The sequence below is a fragment of the Marinicella meishanensis genome, assembly GCF_019931145.1.
GTDB lineage: Bacteria > Pseudomonadota > Gammaproteobacteria > Xanthomonadales > Marinicellaceae > Marinicella > Marinicella meishanensis.
The window spans coordinates 110,676-128,910 of sequence record NZ_JAIOUV010000004.1; the positions used below are offsets into that span (position 1 = coordinate 110,676).

19 protein-coding genes and 1 pseudogene are annotated in these 18,235 nt (G+C 53.0%); 13 read left to right on the plus strand and 7 right to left on the minus strand.

Features of this window, described 5'->3' with window-relative positions:
* Positions 1-2: 2 nt before the first annotated feature.
* The 12 genes from K7G70_RS07650 (at position 3) to K7G70_RS07705 (ending at position 10,739) form a co-directional block, all read left to right on the plus strand.
* Positions 3-680, plus strand: a complete 678-nt coding sequence (locus K7G70_RS07650; protein WP_223788030.1) for a response regulator transcription factor — start codon at positions 3-5, stop codon at positions 678-680.
* A 16-nt stretch (positions 681-696) separates the two neighbouring features.
* Entirely contained in the window at positions 697-1,092 is a 396-nt protein-coding gene (locus K7G70_RS07655) for a hypothetical protein (RefSeq protein WP_223788031.1), read from the plus strand.
* Positions 1,093-1,099: 7 nt separating this feature from the next.
* Positions 1,100-2,902, plus strand: coding sequence for a hypothetical protein (locus tag K7G70_RS07660; RefSeq protein ID WP_223788032.1), 1,803 nt, complete (start codon positions 1,100-1,102; stop codon positions 2,900-2,902).
* Positions 2,899-3,375: a Rab family GTPase gene (locus K7G70_RS07665; protein ID WP_223788033.1), complete on the plus strand. Its 477-nt coding sequence runs from the start codon at positions 2,899-2,901 to the stop codon at positions 3,373-3,375. Before K7G70_RS07660 ends, K7G70_RS07665 begins: the two co-directional genes overlap by 4 nt.
* The gene (locus K7G70_RS07670) at positions 3,372-4,784 is read left to right on the plus strand and encodes an ATP-binding response regulator (protein WP_223788034.1); all 1,413 of its coding nucleotides are present in this window, start codon (positions 3,372-3,374) and stop codon (positions 4,782-4,784) included. Before K7G70_RS07665 ends, K7G70_RS07670 begins: the two co-directional genes overlap by 4 nt.
* A gap of 102 nt (positions 4,785-4,886) precedes the next feature.
* Positions 4,887-5,810 carry an SPFH domain-containing protein gene (locus tag K7G70_RS07675; protein WP_223788035.1) on the plus strand — a complete coding sequence of 308 codons (924 nt, stop codon included), beginning with the start codon at positions 4,887-4,889 and terminating at the stop codon, positions 5,808-5,810.
* A complete protein-coding gene (locus K7G70_RS07680; RefSeq protein ID WP_223788036.1) occupies positions 5,807-6,265 on the plus strand; it encodes an NfeD family protein in 459 nt (152 codons plus the stop codon). Before K7G70_RS07675 ends, K7G70_RS07680 begins: the two co-directional genes overlap by 4 nt.
* Positions 6,262-8,079, plus strand: coding sequence for a hypothetical protein (locus K7G70_RS07685; RefSeq protein ID WP_223788037.1), 1,818 nt, complete (start codon positions 6,262-6,264; stop codon positions 8,077-8,079). Before K7G70_RS07680 ends, K7G70_RS07685 begins: the two co-directional genes overlap by 4 nt.
* 93 nt (positions 8,080-8,172) lie before the next feature.
* Positions 8,173-8,700: a gamma carbonic anhydrase family protein gene (locus K7G70_RS07690; protein ID WP_223788038.1), complete on the plus strand. Its 528-nt coding sequence runs from the start codon at positions 8,173-8,175 to the stop codon at positions 8,698-8,700.
* The gene (locus K7G70_RS07695; protein ID WP_223788039.1) at positions 8,700-9,674 is read left to right on the plus strand and encodes a hypothetical protein; all 975 of its coding nucleotides are present in this window, start codon (positions 8,700-8,702) and stop codon (positions 9,672-9,674) included. The genes K7G70_RS07690 and K7G70_RS07695 overlap by 1 nt, the downstream gene beginning before the upstream one ends.
* Positions 9,674-10,141 carry a SixA phosphatase family protein gene (locus K7G70_RS07700; protein ID WP_223788040.1) on the plus strand — a complete coding sequence of 156 codons (468 nt, stop codon included), beginning with the start codon at positions 9,674-9,676 and terminating at the stop codon, positions 10,139-10,141. Before K7G70_RS07695 ends, K7G70_RS07700 begins: the two co-directional genes overlap by 1 nt.
* A complete protein-coding gene (locus K7G70_RS07705) occupies positions 10,131-10,739 on the plus strand; it encodes a rhomboid family intramembrane serine protease (RefSeq protein ID WP_223788041.1) in 609 nt (202 codons plus the stop codon). Before K7G70_RS07700 ends, K7G70_RS07705 begins: the two co-directional genes overlap by 11 nt.
* Before the next feature lie 27 nt (positions 10,740-10,766).
* Here K7G70_RS07705 and K7G70_RS07710 read toward each other — a convergent pair whose 3' ends face one another.
* The 5 genes and pseudogenes from K7G70_RS07710 to K7G70_RS07730 form a co-directional block, all read right to left on the minus strand.
* Positions 10,767-11,588, minus strand: a complete 822-nt coding sequence (locus tag K7G70_RS07710) for a pseudouridine synthase (RefSeq protein ID WP_223788042.1) — start codon at positions 11,586-11,588, stop codon at positions 10,767-10,769.
* The gene (gene scpB, locus K7G70_RS07715) at positions 11,585-12,265 is read right to left on the minus strand and encodes an SMC-Scp complex subunit ScpB (RefSeq protein ID WP_223788043.1); all 681 of its coding nucleotides are present in this window, start codon (positions 12,263-12,265) and stop codon (positions 11,585-11,587) included. Before scpB ends, K7G70_RS07710 begins: the two co-directional genes overlap by 4 nt.
* An 11-nt stretch (positions 12,266-12,276) precedes the next feature.
* Positions 12,277-13,059: pseudogene (locus K7G70_RS07720) on the minus strand (segregation and condensation protein A); the annotation flags it as partial.
* A gap of 25 nt (positions 13,060-13,084) precedes the next feature.
* Entirely contained in the window at positions 13,085-13,702 is a 618-nt protein-coding gene (locus tag K7G70_RS07725; protein WP_223788045.1) for an L-threonylcarbamoyladenylate synthase, read from the minus strand.
* A gap of 1 nt (position 13,703) precedes the next feature.
* Positions 13,704-14,189, minus strand: a complete 486-nt coding sequence (locus tag K7G70_RS07730; protein WP_223788046.1) for an asparaginase domain-containing protein — start codon at positions 14,187-14,189, stop codon at positions 13,704-13,706.
* Between the two features lie 151 nt (positions 14,190-14,340).
* Here K7G70_RS07730 and K7G70_RS07735 point away from each other — a divergent pair, with 151 nt between their 5' ends.
* On the plus strand, positions 14,341-16,944 hold the full coding sequence (locus tag K7G70_RS07735; RefSeq protein WP_223788047.1) for a hypothetical protein: 2,604 nt from the start codon (positions 14,341-14,343) through the stop codon (positions 16,942-16,944).
* A 5-nt stretch (positions 16,945-16,949) separates the two neighbouring features.
* Here K7G70_RS07735 and K7G70_RS07740 read toward each other — a convergent pair whose 3' ends face one another.
* Positions 16,950-17,753: a M48 family metallopeptidase gene (locus K7G70_RS07740; protein ID WP_223788048.1), complete on the minus strand. Its 804-nt coding sequence runs from the start codon at positions 17,751-17,753 to the stop codon at positions 16,950-16,952.
* 84 nt (positions 17,754-17,837) lie between these two features.
* Complete coding sequence (locus K7G70_RS07745; RefSeq protein WP_223788049.1) at positions 17,838-18,158, minus strand: hypothetical protein; 321 nt, start codon at positions 18,156-18,158, stop codon at positions 17,838-17,840.
* Positions 18,159-18,235 lie beyond the last annotated feature (77 nt).

The following is an 18,235-nucleotide window of genomic DNA, read 5'->3' on the forward strand; positions in this document are numbered from 1 at the left end:
GAATGAAGGTATTTATCCTAGAAGATGACCCGGATCAGGCACAACTGATTCAACACTGGTTGGAAGAAAAAAATCACCAGTGCCAATGCTTCGACAATGGTCGGGATTTCATCGAAAAATTACCCTTTGAACGACCGGATTTATTGATTCTGGACTGGAACCTGCCCGTCATCAGTGGTTTGGAAGTGTTGAGCTGGGTGCGCTCCAGTGAGCACCATGACCTGCCGGTCATTTTCGTCACCACCCGCAATCACGAGGATGATTTGGTCAAAGCCTTGGACCAAGGGGCCGATGACTATTTGGTCAAGCCCATCAAGCAAACCGAATTGATTGCCCGCTCCCATGCCTTGCACCGTCGACACAGCAAAAGCATGGACACCTTGGTTTCGGTGGACCCCTTCACTTTTGACGCCAAAGAAAGCGTGGTGACTTATAACCACCAATCAGTCAAACTGACGGCCAAAGAATTCGAGCTGGCCCATTATTTTTTCAACAACCAGGACCGCTTGATTTCTCGCGACTATTTGTTGGAAACCATTTGGACCAAAAGTTCCTCCATCACCACCCGCACGGTGGATACCCACATCAGTCGCCTGCGCAAAAAGCTGTCACTGGATGGCAGCACCGGTTGGAAGTTGGTGTCGGTGTATCACAAAGGCTATCGGTTGATTAAAGTTTAATTTCAGGAGTTGTCAGATGGCAGAGAAAAACAACGATTCAGTGGATCAAATCCGCGACATATTATTTGGCGAACAAACCAAAAACATCGAGAAAAAGTTTGCCCAGTTGGAAGCTGACATCAACAGCCAGTTCAACGGCATCAAAAAACAATTGGATGCCTTGAACAAACAACTGAGCCAAAACCTGAAAAAAGTGGAATCCACCCAGACGCAAAACCTGTCTGATTTGCAAGCCGACCAAAACGAACAAATGCAGGCCATCGAAAGCAGTTTGAAAAACCGCATCATCGAGACCGAAGCCAGCATCCTCGGCGAACTGCAAGAAAGGGCCAATGACTTGGACCACCGCCTTACCCACCGCAGCGAACTGTCTGACTTACTGAAAAAAATGGCGGATCAAATCGCCGAATAAACAAACCATGAGCAATGACCGCGAAAAACTCAAAGCCTTGTTGCTGAGTGAGGAAATTGCTCAATTAAAAGCCATCCAACAACTGTTGCAAGACAAACAACAGTTGGCCCAAAAAATCAGCGAAGTGCTGGATCCGGCGGCGGACCTGACCATCGCTGAAAACCCTGAATTCCAAAAAAAGTTTTCTCGCATCGATCCCGAATCCTACGTTCAGGCGGTCAAAACCAACAAACAAACCTTCATCGACGCCTTGTTGCCCATCATCGGTCCCATGATCCGAAAATCGGTCACCTCGGCCATTCGTCGGTTTGTTGCAGACGTCAATCGGGCGGTTGAAATGGGCATTTCTGCCAAAGCGCTCAGGTGGCGATGGCAGGCCTTCACCACCGGTGTGCCATTCACCGAAATCGTCTTCAACAACACCATTGAATACCAGGTGCAACAGGTGTTTTTGATCGACAACCATTCGGGCATGCTGATTGAATTTGCTGGCCATGAGGACGACCTGCTGCAAGACAAAGAAGCCATGTCTGCCATGCTCACGGCGATCCAGGACTTTGTCAAAGACGCGGTGAGCAAGGACGGTGAGGGCTTGTCGGCAGCCGAACTGGGTGATGATCTGGTGTGGTTGATCCACGGCAACCAAGCCAACTTGGCTGCCGTGATCAAAGGGGCGCCAACGGCCCGTTTGCGCGACACCATGACCGAATCTCTGGAAAGCCTGCATTTGGAGCAACATCGGCAACTGGTGGATGAATCTCGCTGGAACAACAACCCGGCATTGAAAAACGAATTGGAAAAACTGCTGTTGACCAAAGACCAGTCCAGCGATGATGAAACCAAATCTGGGGTTAATTTTTGGCCTTGGATCATTGGCTTGACCGCACTGTTGGCCTGGTTGTTGTGGTCTGGTTACCAACGCCGCCAGGTCCAGAATGCTGTCACCGAGCAACTGCAGTCCACCCCGGGTTTTGTGCTGCAAAGCCTGCAGCACGACGGTGACCAATTCATTGCCACCGGCCTACAAGACCCCTTGGCCCGCTTGCCCGAACTGGACCATCCGGTGGTCATCAACAGCACCCCATACTTGTCTTTGGCCGATGAGGTGATCGGCCATCGGGTGAGCCAATGGTTGAACACCCCTGGGGTCAAGGTGTCCGTCAATGACCAGCAAGTCACCTTAACCGGTGAACATGACAAGGTGGCAGACTGGCCAGCCAAACTGCAGCTCATCGGCATGATGCCAGGCGTCCAACAACTGCACGACCAAACCACCGAATCCCATGTCTTTGAGCTGGCGGCCTTTTTGCAACAACACCCGGCGCCCCATCAACTGGTGGTGGCTGAAACCGATCAAGGTTTTGTGTTGACCGGCTTGAGCACCCCACAAGCACTGGCCGAATTCAGTCAGCTGCTCGTAAGCCATGGGGACATTGACCCAACGGCCGTGACCACCGTGAACCCCACAGCTGTGGTTGATCAAATCAACCAAACACCCCTGCTGTTTTCCTCGATCAGTCGCCTCGGCCCTTCGCAGCAACAACAATTGGCCGAGTTGGCCCAGTCCCTGGCCCATTTACAAGCCGTGGGCGCGGTGCCCGCACTCACCTTGCGGGCCCAAAGTGATTGTCAGGGTTCGATTGAGGAGAGCAATGAAAACAACCAACGGCGCTTACAGCTGGTGTATGATGAGTTAAAGGCTTTGGGGGTGGATGTGGACGACATCGAGCTGGACAACGTGCCATGCAGCACCACCACAGAGACCATAGACTTGAGTCGCATTGGCGTTTGGTTTGAGGTGACCTTATGAAATCCAAAAAAGTATGCATGATCGGTCGCTTTGCGGTGGGCAAAACCTCACTGGTCGACCGTTTTGTGAAAAATCACTTTTCCGAAAAATACCAAACCACGGTTGGCGTGGCCATTGCCACCAAAATCATCGACGATCACACCAAATTCATCATTTGGGACATCGCTGGCTTCGAACAAGAAAACCACTACAAACCTTATCTCAGAGGCGCCCATGGCATCATTTATGTGGTGGATGCCACGGAACCGGCTTCCTTGTCGACTTTGGAAGAGATCGTGGCCGACGCCCCTGAGCTGAAAGACTTGCCATCGGTGTGTTTCATCAACAAAGCCGATTTGACCGATGACATCAATTGGACTGAGGCCAGCAATGAACAAGTGGCTCAGTTCAGCCAACACAGTTATTGGACCAGTGCCAAAACCGGCGACAATGTGGAAGACGCCTTTTTGGCACTGTCAAAACACCTGTCGTGAGCCTGCCTTCCTCGGTCCTGGAGCACATCTACCGGCACTACCAAGCCGCGGTATGGGGCATCATCACGCTGGACGCCAACAACCAAATCAGCCACATCAACCCCAAAGCCAGTCAAGATTTGGGCATCCCCGCAAGCAGCACCGACATCCAAGCCTGTTTGCCTTTGTTGGCAGCAGAAACTTTGGAGCAGCCATTCTTCATTCCTTTTTATAACCACGGCAGCCTGGTATTCGATGTTCATTTTCTGTTGGCCGAGGCGCAAAAATACCTGATATTCGTGCCCATTGACCAGGTCCACAAACAGGTCCAAGCCAAACAACAGCTGGCCCATGAACAAGCCCTCGCCAAAGAAAAGCTGCAATGGTTGTTTGCCACCTTGGAAGCGGCCCATGAGGACATCCAGGCCGCCAACTCCGCCAAATCGTTCTACATTTCCGCCTTGTCCCACGAAATGGGCAACCCTTTGAATGCCATCAAAGGTTACAACGAATTGCTCAGTGAAGGTGACATCGATGTGGCCCAGGCCAGCACCGTCATCAGCAACAACGTGGCCAAGTTGGAAACAATCATCAGCCAAACCCTGGATTATGACCAACAACAAACCCGCAGCACCCGCCAAGCCGTATCGCTGGTGCAACTGATCGCTGATTTGTTCACCGACTTTCAACTGCAAGCCCAAAGCAAAGGCTTGCAACTGCGCAATCAGGTGGAGCCCAGCTTGACGCTGCGTTCCCATCCCAACAAACTGCAACAAATCTTCACCAACTTGATCAGCAATGCCATCAAATACACCGAGTCGGGTCACGTCACCGTGTGCACCACCCACACCCAAAATCAAGTGCATGTGGACGTGCTGGACAGTGGCTGCGGCATGAGCGAAGCTTTTCAGCGGCAGTTGTTCACCGCCTGGTCCCGCGAAGGCCGCAGTGATTCAGCGGGCAATGGCATCGGCCTGGTCATCTGCAAAATGTTGGCCGAACAATTGGGCGGTCAACTGACCTTACAAGCCAGCGACCCATCAGGCAGCTGTTTTCGCTTGTCCCTGACCCACCAAACAACCACCCCGGTGCGGCACATTTTGTTGGTAGATGACGATGCAGACTGCCTGAACCTGTTTGCCTTTTACCTCAGCCAAGCCGGCCATCAGGTGACCACGGCCAGCACCCTGGCCGAGTTGTTGGCGCAGTCAGCCGAACAACGCTTTGACACCTTGATCACCGACCTCAACCTGGCCGATGGTCGGGCCGATGAGGCCTTTGCCGAGTACCAAAACCGCTTCAGCCACACCCTGTTGATTTCGGCCAACCCCAGTCAGGAACGCATCAACCACCTGTTGGCCGTGGGCTTTGATCGGGTGTTGAGTAAACCGCTCAGCCAGGAAGATTTGGTGAACAGCGTCTCAGAATAGGCAAAATCTCAGGCGGCCCCAACCTCTGGCACATGAAAAATACCGTATAATATTGCTATTATTATTGTATTGTGCGTCAGCAATCTTTGAGGAGGAGCGGTAATGGAAGATTACATCTTTTATATCATACTGGGCATTTTTGGATTCATTTTCCTGCGCAGTGTGTTTGTGGTGGTGCCACAGGGTTTTGAATACACCGTCGAACGGTTTGGTGAATTCAAACGCGTGTTCAGCCCGGGTTTGGGCTTGAAAGTGCCGTTTGTGGAACGCATCGGTCGCAAGATCAACATGATGGAACAAGTGGCCAACGTGCCCTCGCAGGAAGTGATCACCAAAGACAACGCCGTGGTCACGGTCGATGGCGTGGTGTTCTACCAGATTCTGGACTGTGTCAAAGCCGCTTATGAGGTCAACCGGCTGGAATACGCCATCTTGAACCTGACCATGACCAACATCCGAACCGTGTTGGGTGCCATGGACTTGGATGAATCCTTATCCAAACGGGACGAGATCAACCACCGCCTGTTGGCCGTGGTCGATGAAGCCACCTCGCCATGGGGGGTGAAAGTGACCCGGATTGAAATCAAGGACATCAAACCACCCCAAGACTTGGTCGCCTCAATGGCCCGGCAGATGAAAGCCGAACGGGACAAACGCGCCGAGATTTTGGAAGCCGAAGGTCATCGACAATCGGAAATCCTCAAAGCCGAGGGCTCCAAACAAGCCGCCATTCTGGAAGCCGAAGGCCTCAGGCAAGCCGCCTTTTTGGAAGCCGAAGCCCGTGAGCGTGAGGCCGAAGCCGAAGCCAAAGCCACGCAGATGGTGTCCACCGCGATCGCCGCTGGCGACATCAACGCGATCAATTACTTCGTGGCGCAGAAATACCTCACCGAGTTTGGTAAATTTGCCCAGTCACCGAATCAAAAAACCATGATCCTGCCGATGGAAGCCACCGGTGTGTTGGGCTCCTTGGCTGGCATCACGGAACTGGTCAAAGAATTGTCAGACAAAGGGACAACAAAATGATCGCCTTTTTAATCGACATGAGCCCATGGCACTGGCTCACCGCCGCGGTGTTGCTGCTGGTGATTGAAATGCTGGTCGGTTCTTATTATTTGTTGTGGGTCAGTTTTTCGGCCTTCTTGGTGGCCTTGTTGCAATGGCTGTTTGGCATTGGTTGGGAAGCCCAAATGGTGGTGTTCACCGCCACTTCCATATTGTCAGTGATTGCCTGGTACATCTATGACCAGCGACGGGACAAAACCAGCCCCCGGCCAACCCTGAACAAACGTGGGCACCAGTACATCGGCCGCACCTTTCAATTGAGCCATGCCATTGTCAATGGCGTGGGCAAAATCAAAGTGGATGATTCCAGCTGGAAAGTCAAAGGTGATGACGCCCCCATCGATTCCACCGTCAAAGTCATCGACATTGACGGTACCGTTTTAATTGTAGAAATACTTGGAGAAAATAAGTCATGAAAAGATTCATGTTAGTGGCTTCATTCACGGCCCTGTTGGTGGGTTGTGGTGAAGACGAAGCCAAAGTGGCCGACCAGCCACTCGCTGTGGCCGCCAGCAAAGCACCGCAAATTTTGAGCTATGTGCCAGCCAACACCCCCTTGTTGCTGACCTCAGGCTTGAACCCCGAACAATACCCAGACCGCTACTTGTCGGTGATGGAAGCCAACATGGAAGGTGCGGTTAAATACCTGCGCATGATCATGGACAAAGCGTTTGCCGAACAAGACGAATTGTATGCCGCGATCGAAGCGGAACTGAACGAAGCCGGTGAAGCAGCCACCGAGGAAGCCACACCGTCTGCACAAGATGTGATGAAAGACAAAGCGCGCACCTTCGTCGACCAATGGTTCTTGCAAGACAACTTCGCCAAAATTGGCATGAAAATGGGCGAAACCCAATTGGCGGTTTACCTGGTTGACTTGTTCCCAGTGCTGCGCATCAAACTCAGCGAGGGCCACCAAGTTGAAGCCATGTTGGCCGACTTACAAAGCCAGTTCGAAGTGCAGTTCATGACTGCTGAGCTCGACGGCATCAAAGTGCGCGAATTGGCCATGGACAAAATGACTTTGTTGATTGGTACCCACAACGACCAACTGGTGGTCAGCGTTTCACCCAGTGTGATCAAAGACCAGATGATTGGGCAGTTGATGGGCGCGGCCAAACCGGCCACCTCTTTGGCGGATGACGACGCCTTGATTCAAGGGGTGAAACAAGCCCACGGCTACACACTGGACGATGTGTTGGTGTTTAACATCCAACAAGTGGCTGATTACTTCATCAATCCGGGCCAACACAATTCACCGATGATTAATTTCTTGCAAATCGAAGACAACATGCTGTCACCGGCTTGTAAGGCTGAAATCACCGCCATGATTGGCCATGCCCCACGCATGGTCGCTGGCACCAGCACCTTGACCAACGACACCATCAGTGGTTCGTTTGTGTGGGAAATGGATGCCGACATGGCCGCCGACATGGCCACCTTGACCGGTCGCATCCCACATGGCAATGCCGATGCCGCCATGGCCTTTGGCATGAGCTTTGATTTGTTGAGCGCGAAAAACTTGGCCAGCAAATACGTCACTGAAATGGTCGCCAAGCCTTATGAATGTGAGTTTTTTGCCCCCATGAACGCCAAAGCGGTGGAACTGCAAGCGCAGTTGTCACAACCGATTCCCCCTTTCGTGGGCAACTTCAAAGGCTTCAATTTCTCCCTGGATGAGTTGCAACTGAACATGGCCGCGGCCAATGTCGACAACCCCAATCCCAAAGACATGATTGAAAGCTTCAAAACCCAAATTTTCCTGGCCGTGGATGAAACCGAAGCCTTGTTGGGTATGGCGCAAATGATGGTGCCACAGTTACAGGGCATGGAAATCAAAACCGATGGTTCCTTGATCACCCTGGCTGACCAGGTGCCGATGATCAGTGGCAAAGACATCCCCATTGACGTGGCTAATTTATACGCCGCCGTATCAGCCGACACCATTGGCGTGTCCATGGGTCACGTGGGTGGTGGTGAGTTGAGCGACAAAGTACAAGATTCTGGCACCACCGCGTTGATGTCATTCTCGGCCTCAGCCGATGGTTACAAATCACTGATGGAGCAAATCTTCTCAATGGCCGAAATGCCCAACATGCCGGCTGCCATCAAAGAAGAATTGGCCATGCAAAAAGAGTTGACCATGGACATGTTGTATTGGCAACAACAATCCATGACCCTTTCGTTCACCGATCAAGGATTCAGCACCGACGTCAACATCAAATATTGATGCTGGCAAATACTGATTCTGGCTTGATCCCTAGAACCGCAACAACGCCTCATTTTGTGAGGCGTTGTTGTTTTAAAACTGCGCAAAATCAACATGAACATCCGACCTTTTTTATCCCATCAGCCGATCCTGGGCGATGCTGTCTACGTCGATCCAACGGCTGTGGTCATTGGTGAAGTGACCCTGGGCGATGATGCCTCGGTGTGGCCCATGGTGGTGATTCGTGGTGATGTCAACCGCATCGAAATCGGCGCCCAAAGCAACATCCAGGATGGCAGTGTGCTGCACGTCACCCACCGCAGTGCCGCACAACCCGAAGGTGGGCCCTTGATCATTGGCCAAGGTGTCACCGTGGGCCACGGCGCCATTCTGCATGCCTGTGAAATCGGTGATTATTGTCTGGTCGGCATGGGTTCCACCGTGCTCGACGGGGCGCGCATGGCCCCACACAGCATGCTCGGCGCCGGCAGTGTGTTACCACCCGGAAAAGTCATCGAAAGCGGCGAACTGTGGGTCGGCAACCCCGCCAGAAAAGTCAAAGACTTGTCGGCCGAGGCGCAACAAAGTTTGGAATATTCGGCGCAACATTATGTTAAACTAAAACAACAGTATCTTCGGTAATGGCAACGGTGAACATGGCTTCAGACAGCGTCCAAGACGAGACGGAAACGGCGATTTGTGGCTTCAAAGAGGCCCAACAAGCGCTGGCTGAACTGCCCCCTGATCACCCCCAATTGAGTCACTGGCATCGCTGGGCCGATGAGGTTTTTCAGACCAAAGCCTGGCAACCGGGCTTACAACAAGCCATGACCATTGCCTATGCCCGCATGGCCCTGCGCAATGGGGCGCTCAGTGACCATCCCCGCAGTTACCACAATGAATTGCACATCAATGACTTGTTGTCGCGCTTGATGTATTGTGCCAAGCGATTTCAACAACTGACCCCCAATGGCCTGGCAGTGATGAGTTTTTTTGCCGCTTGTCATGACTTGCGACAAGCCGAGCCGAGGCTGGAAGACAACCTCAAGTCATTGGTGGGGGCCAATGAAAAAGCCAGCTTTGAAGAAGCCCACCGCATCATCCAACTGGTCGATGATGACGGCCTGTGGACCGAACACCATGTGTTGTTGCTGAAGACCATGATCGAAGGCAGCACCTTTGGCTCAGGTGGCAAGCGCAGCAAAAATTTCTTCCAGGGCAATTTGGCCAAACACCTGCTCGAACAATTGCAACTGCCGAACAAAAACGACGAACAGTTGGTGCTGTTGGGCTGTGATTTGGACACCGCCAATGTGAGCCTGCCGATCAGTGAATTTGCCCTGTCTGCGGTGCACATTTTTGATGAATTGATCACCCATGAACACGTGCCGATTTCGGCCCATCAATTCTTCAGTGAACAGCAAAAAATTTATTTTTTTGAGCAACAAACCTTCAATGCCAACATCACCCGCGAGTTGTTCAGTGAGCACAAACAACACAACAGCGACAAACTGATCGCCCTGTCTGAGCACATCGAACAACTGCCCGCCGACATGCCTGCCGAGCAGATCAAGGCCGAGTTTTTGCGTCAGGCCAAACAACTCGAGTACAGCTGATGCACCTGTTCGTGGTCAGACACGGCCATTCACCCTTCACCGCCGCCACCGATCACCAACGCCCCTTGTCCGATTTGGGCCAGGCCCAAGCCCGACAAGCCGGCCAATTCATCCAAGGACGCACCTTGCAGCCGCCGTTGATCGTTTGCTCCAATGCCACCCGCACGCGGCAAACCGCCGCCGCCATTGGTGAGGTGCTGGGCAGCGAACAGATCCATGCCCATCCCCACCTGTACCATGCCATGGTTGGTGACTGGTGTGATGTGATCGCCGAGCAAGCGCAACAAGCGGCCTTGGTGCTGGTGGGGCATAACCCCACCATGACGCAATTGGCCCAATACCTGAACCCCTTGCACCAAACCCCATTCAGCCCTGCCTGTGTGGCCCATTTGGCGCTTGAAATCGCGGCAGATGGCCTCAAATTACCGGCACGACCCCACGATTTTTTCAAGCCCGATGCACAGTAACAACCCCCTCAGCTCCATCCCGCCAGTGACCCGCAATGTGTTGATCGCCATTGTGGTGATGTTTTTGTTCCAACAAATCCTGGCCGGTTCAGCCGGGGGTCAATTCATTGGCCGATATTTCCCGCTGTATCCAATAGACACCACTTGGTTTTATCCGTGGCAGTTGCTGACCTATGCCCTGCTGCACGGCAACCTGATGCACCTGTTCTTCAATGGTTTTGCCATCTGGATGTTCGGCTCACAGATAGAACATTACTGGGGTGAAAAACGCTATGGGATTTTCATTGTGGTCTGCATCATCGGTTCAGGCCTGGCCAATGCCCTGCTCAGCCAGGCACCGGCCATTGGCATATCTGGCGCCGTGTATGGTTTGTTGGTGGCCTATGGCATGATGTGGCCCAACCACACCATCCAATTGATCATCCCACCGATTCCGATGAAGGCCAAGTATTTCGTGATGATTTTCGCCGGCATCGCGCTGATCAGCAGCATCAACCCACGCAATGACGGCATCGCCCACATTGCCCACCTGGGTGGCGCCATCACCGGCTTTTTGTTGATTCAATACTGGCGCAAAAAACCACCGTTCAAGTGGTGAAGACCCACCACTGGGTCAAGCCTTGCCTCAGCGGCGGCCTTTTTTCAAAGTGCGCACCACCAAAGTGGCTGCTTGCGGTTCGTAGTGGGTGTCTTTGAACAGGATGTCCAATTCTTTTTGATTCAACTCGCGGTGCTTGCCCTGGCGCAAACCCTTGGGCAGAAAGACCCCGCCATAACGCACCCGCTTGAGGCGATTGACCTGCACATTTTGTGATTCCCATAAGCGCCGCACTTCGCGGTTTTTGCCTTCCATGATGGCCACATGGAACCATTTGTTGGCACCCCGCTCTTCATCGCCGGCAGGCTGGATGTCAGAAAAGCGCGCCACCCCATCTTCCAATTCCACCCCGGCCAACAAGCGCTCAAGGGTCTCTTCGGTCACTTCACCAAACACCCGACAGGCGTATTCGCGGTCGATGTTGGCACTGGGGTGCATCATGTGGTTGGCAAAATCACCATCGGTGGTGAACAACAACAAACCGGTGGTGTTGATGTCGAGCCGACCAATGTTAAGCCATTTTTGGCCCTTCAAGCTGGGCAGGGCATCGAACACTGTGGGCCGGCCTTTTTCGTCTTTTCGCGTGGTCACCTGGCCCAGGGGTTTGTGGTACATCAACACCCGCGGTTGCACCGCTTCGGACTCCACCACCCAACCGCGGTTTTTCCATGTGATTTTATCGCCCACCTGCAGTTTTTGGCCCAGTTGTACCGCTTGGCGGTTGATCTGAATTTGTCCCAACTTGATCGCCGCTTCGATTTGGCGGCGTGAGCCCAGGCCACAACGGGCCAGGGTTTTTTGGATCCGTTCGGTGGGTTCAACGGTGAAGTCTTCGGTTCTCTTGCTCATGCGGACTCGGGGTTGTGGTCACTGGGTTCGGCAGCCGGTTTGGGCTGGGCTTCTTCGCCTGTCTCGGCTGTGGTATCGGCTGCTTGCTCAGAGCGGTTGGCGTCACCGCCCTCAGCCGCCAGGCCTTTGAATTGCAGTTCTTGTTCCAGGGTGTCCAGGTCTTTGATTTCAGACAAACTGGGCAGGTCTTGCAATGAGGTGATGTTGAAATAGTCCAGGAACGTGGTGGTGGTGCCCAACATCGCTGGCTTGCCAGGTACATCGCGGTACCCGAGGATGCGGATCCATTCCTGATCCATCATGTAGTGGATGATTTTACTCGACACCGCCACCCCGCGGATGTCCTCGATCTCGCCCCGGGTGATCGGTTGCCGGTAAGCAATCAAAGCCAGGGTTTCCAACAAAGCCCGCGACAGTTTTTTCGGTTTTTGCTCCCACATGTGCTGCAACCAAGGTTGCATCGATTCTCGGGTTTGTAAGCGGTAGCCTTTGGCCAGGCGTTTCAACTCGATGCCCCGGTCCTGGTAATCCTGTTCCAAGTCATTCAGGGCTTGGTTGATGTCGTTGCTGGTGATTTCCTCATCCGGGAACAAGGCCACCAGGTTTTTCAGGTTCATGGGCTCACCATAAGCCAACAGGGCGGCTTCTATGATGTTTTTGATTTGGGTCATTTCCATGGTTATTCCGTGGCACTGGATTGCAGGTAAATGTCGGCAAAAGGGGCGCTTTGCACCAGTTCAATGGTCTGTGATTTGAGCAATTCCAACACCGCCAAAAAAGTCACCAAGGCACCTTGTTTGCCCTCTTGGCGGGAAAACAGCGATTTGAAATTCACTGTCTGGTGCTGCAACAAACGGTCCAACACGATGGTCATGCGATCCCGCACACTCAGCACTTCCCGTTCGATGGCATGCGACACTTTCAGGTCAGCCCGCATCATCACTTCTTTGAAAGCCATCACCAGGTCTTGCAAACTCACCTCGACGATGGCTTGTTGTTCCGGCTGTTTGTCGGTATGGGCTTCGCCAACCCAAACATCCCGGCCCACCCGAGTCAGCTGATCGATGTCTTCAGCGGCTTGTTTGAAGCGTTCATATTCTTGCAGTCGGCGGATCAGTTCGGCCCGTGGGTCTTCCTCAGAATCTTCGTCTTCATGGGTTTTGGGCAGCAGCATGCGCGATTTGATTTCGGCCAACATGGCGGCCATCACCAGGTATTCGGCGGCCAGTTCAAAATTCATATGGTGCATCAACTCAATGTATTCAACATACTGCTGGGTGATGTCACGAATCGGGATGTCCAGAATGTCGAGGTTTTGTCGGCGGATCAAATACAACAACAAATCCAACGGCCCCTCAAACGCTTCCAGAATCACTTCCAGGGCATCTGGCGGGATGTACAAATCGGTGGGCATGGTGGTGAATGGTTTACCTTCGACCACCGCAAACGGCATTTCGGCTTGACTCACCATGGGTGGGTGATTGGGTTCTTTGGCATCAGACAAAATCAATCTCCCCTTTGCCTTGTCGGATGATGTTCACCTCGCCTTCGGACAGGTCAACCACGGTGGAAGGTTCTTGTGCACAATAACCGGCATCGATGATGGTGTTGACCCGGTTACCGACCCGCAACTCGATGTCATCCACATCCAACTCATACATGTCGATGTCAGGGAACTCCAGGGTGGAGGTCATCATCGGCTCACCCAGTTCTTCCAACAGGGCATTGACCACCGCGTGGTCGGCGATCCGCACGCCGATGGTTTTGCGTTTTTGCTGCTGCAGTTTTTTTGGCACCCGCCGGGTGGCCGGCAAAATAAAAGTATAGGCGCCGGGGGTGTGTTCCTTGATCAAGCGAAATGCGATGTTGTCGACCAGCACGAAATCGGTCATCTGCGAAATGCTTTGACACATCATGGTGTAGTGATGCTGCGCATCGATTTGTTTGATCAGGGCCACGATTTTGGGCGCTTTCATGTTGTCCATGCCCCAGCCAATGGCGTAGCCTGAATCGGTTGGATAAATGATCAACCCACCATTTCTCAAGGTGTCAATGGCGGCTTTGATGGAACGCGGTTGGGGGTTGTCGGGATGCACCCGCAGGATGTTGGCCACGTCACACCTCCTCGAAACGGTTGGCTTGGCGGTTCTTGCGCACGTGCTCAGGATCCCACACCAAACCATTCATGATGACCCACACCCCTTGGGGCTGGGTTTGCACGGCGGCCACCGCACAACCGATGTTGAAGATGGCATCGGTGGCGTTGAATCGGGCGGGCGTCAGCGCCCCGGTCAAAACGATGGTTTTGCCCTCAATACCCTGCAGGTAGCGGGCGGTCTCCACCATGGTGTCGGTGCCGTGGGTGATCAAAAAGTGGGCTTCATCTGATTTGACGATCACTTGTTTGATCAACTCCCGGTCTTCATCGGTGAGGTAGATCGAGTCTTTTTTCAACAATGGCACCACTTCGAAATCAAAACCCACGTGGTAGGTATTGAGCAATTCACCGATGATCGGTTTGCCGATTTGATAATCACTCAGATCATCAAAGTACAATTTATCAATGGTGCCACCGGTGGTGATGATTTTCAGATTTTTCATGCCATCATTTGGATTAATCAGAGAGGTATTTTAGCGCTTTTCTGCCGCACATTGACAGCGATAAAGTGAGCTTCTTGAGGCAGCGGCAGTGGCGGTGTCGATTCCATGAATCTCTGCTTGGCAAATGCAAGCACTTTGATACAATGACTGCATGAATCAGCTGATGGTTGGTTGGTGCCTGTTGATGTGGGCACTGACAGCCCACACACAATCAGAGACCGAATCCGCCCCAGCACCTGAAATCGAGGTGTTGCAGTTGGCCGATGCCGAAGCCGTTGCCAATCACCTGCGGCTCGAATATGGGGTGGCCAAAGCAGTCTACCTGACCCGCTTGGCGCAACAACTGTCGCAATCTTTTGCCTCAACCGAGCAGTTGCAACAACAATGGCAACAAGCGCTGCAAACTGAAGTTGAAGAACCCCAAACCTTCACCCACATCAACACCCACGCCTTGATGGCCCAGTCCTTAATTCAATACACCAATGGCATGACTTTGAATCGTTGGCGGCAAATTGACCTGCCGGCGCCAGACCCGCAACAGCATACCGTGGACGCCCCGATCAGCCCCACCACATTCCAGGCTTGGTTGACGCTGAACCGCAGCTGGTCGAACATGTTGCAAGGCGACAAAGGCCCGCAAGTGGCCAAGTGGTTGCCTTGGATTGACTCACCAGCCGATGCCGAGACCGCTGTGCCCGAGGCCAGCGATGCCACCCCGGCAGACAGCGCCTATCCGCTCATTTTGGCCACCCTCAATCCGAATCAGCCGTTGAGCGTGGCTGATTACAACACCTTACTGGCCCAACCCCTGTCGTTCGACCCTTTGTCGGTGGCCCTGCTGCGGCAAGACTGGCACCGCGGACAGCAGCAATTGCTGGCTTTGGCCTATGATTGGATTGAACTGTACCAGTTGATTGAATTGAGTCCGGCCTTGATGACCGCTGAAGAACAACAACAATTGGGCGCTTTGATCCAACAAACCGCGGCCTATTGGCAAGCCAACCAAAGCCAAGTCGATGGCTTGGACACCCAATTGTTTGCGGTGGTGAACACGCTGCTCACTGAATTGCCCAACAAGTTCAAAAACCCCGACCATTTCAATCTCAGCCTGAACCAACAACTGTTCAGTCTGTTAACCCACATCAACAACCCAGCGGTGTATTTTGACCACCCCTTGCGGGATGACATACAGCAAAACCTGGAAGTCTGCTTGAACCTCAGTGTGCAGCAGAAACCGGAACCACCCCTGCCGATTGGCAGCAACCAATACGAGAGCTGTTTTCAGGAATTCATGCGCTGGGGCACCGAGCTGGCCAGCAGTGGCAATTTGTCCGGCAACATGATTCGACTGGACAACAGCAACAGCATCAACCGCGCCTTGGAATTGCCTTCGGTGCAAATCATCAACAACCTGACCATGCAAGCGGCGGGTGAAGTGGGTTGTCAGCAACAACTTTCGACCAAGGGCAACGCCGTTGAGTGGGCCCTGGCGGCCGCAACCATGGCCTGGTTCCATGACCGCTGGCCCGGCTTGATGGCTGCTGATGACAGCCGCAACGACATCAGCAATTTGCTGATGGCTGGCTTGAGCTTATATCAATACCCAGAATGCGTGCAACAAGCCCAACCATTGGCCGCTCAATTCACTTTATTGCAGTCAAAATGGGAGCGCTTAAAACAAGAAATCGTCACCCACGTCAACCAATACACCGAAACCGAATTGAAGCCCGGCAGTGATGTGGACCTGTTTCAATCGATCGAACAAAAAACCAAATACATCCCCGAGAACTTGGTCATCGAACCCTGTGCGGTGACCCAGGCATGTGGTGCCTATGTGGTGCTGGAACCCAGCACAGAACTGTTGAACCTGTTTCCCAACCACCTCAAATTGGCCGAACAATTTGGCCTGGGGTCGTTGGAAATTTGTTACGACCAGGTTGAGTGGCAGCAGCGCAAAACCTCGCCAACCCACCTGGAAAACAACAAAATCGCCAACTTTGAAGGCCAGCTGTATCTGCAATTGAATGGCCGCTTCAATGACCAAACGGTGTTCACCAAGCCGTTGCTGAGTGAACAGCGTCATATTTACTTGTTCGGCGAAAACAACCAAGAAACCCTGGACATGGCCTGCCCCATCAGTTTGATCGGGAAGCAGATCAACACCAGCTTGGACCGAGGCACCTATGGCCTCTTTCCCAATCGACTGACCTTCCTCACGGCGCAAAAAATAGACATCAATGCGGTGATTCGCAGCAATTGGACTGATTGGCAAACCCTGATAAGCCAAGAACCCGGCGGCTTCAGTTTTTACGATGAAATGAATGGCATGCGGGCCACGGTCAACGACGCCCTGCTGGGCCACGTCAACGACCTGCAACAACAGATTTATCGGAAATTGATTGCCAACAACTTTTCTCGCACCAATGATTCGGCGCTGTCCAAAGCGGCCTTTGATTTCCTCACCCACCGCCAGTTGTTGTCGCACATGGCCACTGGCTTGTATCCGCAACAATATGCCGCTTCCAGCGCCCTGCGACAAGCCCTCAGTGGCGACCAACGGCTGGTTGACATGGGCTTCTTCCGGCAAGCTTACCAACAGCAAACCCATGTGGTTGAAATGATGCAACAAGCCGACGCCAGTTTTACCAGCCATCAAGACAGTTGGCAAACCAACAGCGACGATGCCCATTGGGCGCAAGACACTTTGTTGCAATTACAGCAGGTGTTGCAATTCTCAGACCATCGGCAACCTTAAGCCATTCAGCGGCCGCACTGTGGATTCAAGCCCTTGGCTTTGGCCTCGGCTTCATAACTCAAGGCTTTGTTCATGAATTTTTGCAGTTTGAGGATGCGGTTCTCTGGTTCTGGGTGGGTTGATAAAAATTCTGGTGGTCGTTGGCCACTGGAAGCGGCATCCATGTTTTGCCACAACTGAATGCTTTCGGTCGGGTCAAAACCGGCTCGGGCCATGAAATGCAAACCATGGCGGTCGGCCTCTTTCTCGTGGTTGCGATTGAACGGCAACATCACCCCCACCTGCGCCCCCAAGCCCAAACTGGCCAACAACATCTGCCGTTCCCGGGAACCTTCGACGTGCTGCCGACTGACCATGTCGGCCACTTGTAAGCCCGCTTGCGCCAGCAACTGTGCCGACACCCGCTGATCCCCGTGCCGCCACAACACATGGGCGATCTCGTGACCAATCACGGTGGCCAGTTGGGATTGATTTTGGGCCACGTTCAATAAGCCCGTGTGCACCCCAATTTTGCCGCCAGGCAAGGCAAAAGCATTGGCAGAGTCGTCTTCAAACACCACCACTTCCCAGGGCATTTGGCGCCATTCGTCTGGCAAGGCATTGATGATCGCATAAGACACGCATTCCACATAGTCCACCTGCCGGCTGTTGCTGGTGACGGTCTGTTGGCTTTTCATTTGTTGAAAGGTGGCGGCACCCATTTGGCTCATTTGTTGAGGGCTGACCAAGATCAGGCGCCTGTCACCACTGGGGGTGGTGGCACAAGCGCTCAGCAAGGCCAAGACCAGCATCGGTGCAATCATTCTCATGTCGTCTCCCGGTTATTTGATTGCTTTCAGTTTAACCAATTCACGGCAAGAGTGAATGAAAATCAGTGTAAAAAGTCATTCACTTCACAACAACACCCAAGCTGCCAAGGCAAATCCCAACACAAACAACACCCCGTAAATCACTTTGGCCAGGCGATAACGGGCCACCAGCACCGGGTCTGCCAGCGGTTTGGCTCGGTGGTGCAGCCAAACCACTTCCAACAGGATCACGAACACAAACAACATGATGAACACCACCGCAAACACACTGAGGGCCTGGGCCCAGGGATCATCACCCAAGAATTGGCTGATCACCGCCAGGCCATTGGCCAGGATGATGGCGGTGATCAGAGCGATGCGCAAAGGGGTGAAGACGACATGATCGGTGTGGCTGCTGGGGTTCATGGGCAATGCATGTTGTAAAAGGGGCATTATAGCAAGCCGCTGTGAAAGCGGTGAGGCGGTGGCATAATATTCTGAAG

What these genes read in the sequence shown, in the direction of transcription:
- K7G70_RS07695 (WP_223788039.1), top strand. Translation starts at nt 8,700, where the DNA reads ATGGCAACGGTGAACATGGCTTCAGACAGCGTCCAAGACGAGACGGAA.
- K7G70_RS07700 (WP_223788040.1), top strand. Translation starts at nt 9,674, where the DNA reads ATGCACCTGTTCGTGGTCAGACACGGCCATTCACCCTTCACCGCCGCC.
- K7G70_RS07675 (WP_223788035.1), top strand. Translation starts at nt 4,887, where the DNA reads ATGGAAGATTACATCTTTTATATCATACTGGGCATTTTTGGATTCATT.
- K7G70_RS07655 (WP_223788031.1), top strand. Translation starts at nt 697, where the DNA reads ATGGCAGAGAAAAACAACGATTCAGTGGATCAAATCCGCGACATATTA.
- K7G70_RS07735 (WP_223788047.1), top strand. Translation starts at nt 14,341, where the DNA reads ATGAATCAGCTGATGGTTGGTTGGTGCCTGTTGATGTGGGCACTGACA.
- K7G70_RS07685 (WP_223788037.1), top strand. Translation starts at nt 6,262, where the DNA reads ATGAAAAGATTCATGTTAGTGGCTTCATTCACGGCCCTGTTGGTGGGT.
- K7G70_RS07740 (WP_223788048.1), bottom strand. Translation starts at nt 17,753, where the DNA reads ATGAGAATGATTGCACCGATGCTGGTCTTGGCCTTGCTGAGCGCTTGT.
- K7G70_RS07650 (WP_223788030.1), top strand. Translation starts at nt 3, where the DNA reads ATGAAGGTATTTATCCTAGAAGATGACCCGGATCAGGCACAACTGATT.
- K7G70_RS07745 (WP_223788049.1), bottom strand. Translation starts at nt 18,158, where the DNA reads ATGAACCCCAGCAGCCACACCGATCATGTCGTCTTCACCCCTTTGCGC.
- K7G70_RS07660 (WP_223788032.1), top strand. Translation starts at nt 1,100, where the DNA reads ATGAGCAATGACCGCGAAAAACTCAAAGCCTTGTTGCTGAGTGAGGAA.
- K7G70_RS07730 (WP_223788046.1), bottom strand. Translation starts at nt 14,189, where the DNA reads ATGAAAAATCTGAAAATCATCACCACCGGTGGCACCATTGATAAATTG.
- K7G70_RS07710 (WP_223788042.1), bottom strand. Translation starts at nt 11,588, where the DNA reads ATGAGCAAGAGAACCGAAGACTTCACCGTTGAACCCACCGAACGGATC.
- scpB (WP_223788043.1), bottom strand. Translation starts at nt 12,265, where the DNA reads ATGGAAATGACCCAAATCAAAAACATCATAGAAGCCGCCCTGTTGGCT.
- K7G70_RS07680 (WP_223788036.1), top strand. Translation starts at nt 5,807, where the DNA reads ATGATCGCCTTTTTAATCGACATGAGCCCATGGCACTGGCTCACCGCC.
- K7G70_RS07690 (WP_223788038.1), top strand. Translation starts at nt 8,173, where the DNA reads ATGAACATCCGACCTTTTTTATCCCATCAGCCGATCCTGGGCGATGCT.
- K7G70_RS07705 (WP_223788041.1), top strand. Translation starts at nt 10,131, where the DNA reads ATGCACAGTAACAACCCCCTCAGCTCCATCCCGCCAGTGACCCGCAAT.
- K7G70_RS07665 (WP_223788033.1), top strand. Translation starts at nt 2,899, where the DNA reads ATGAAATCCAAAAAAGTATGCATGATCGGTCGCTTTGCGGTGGGCAAA.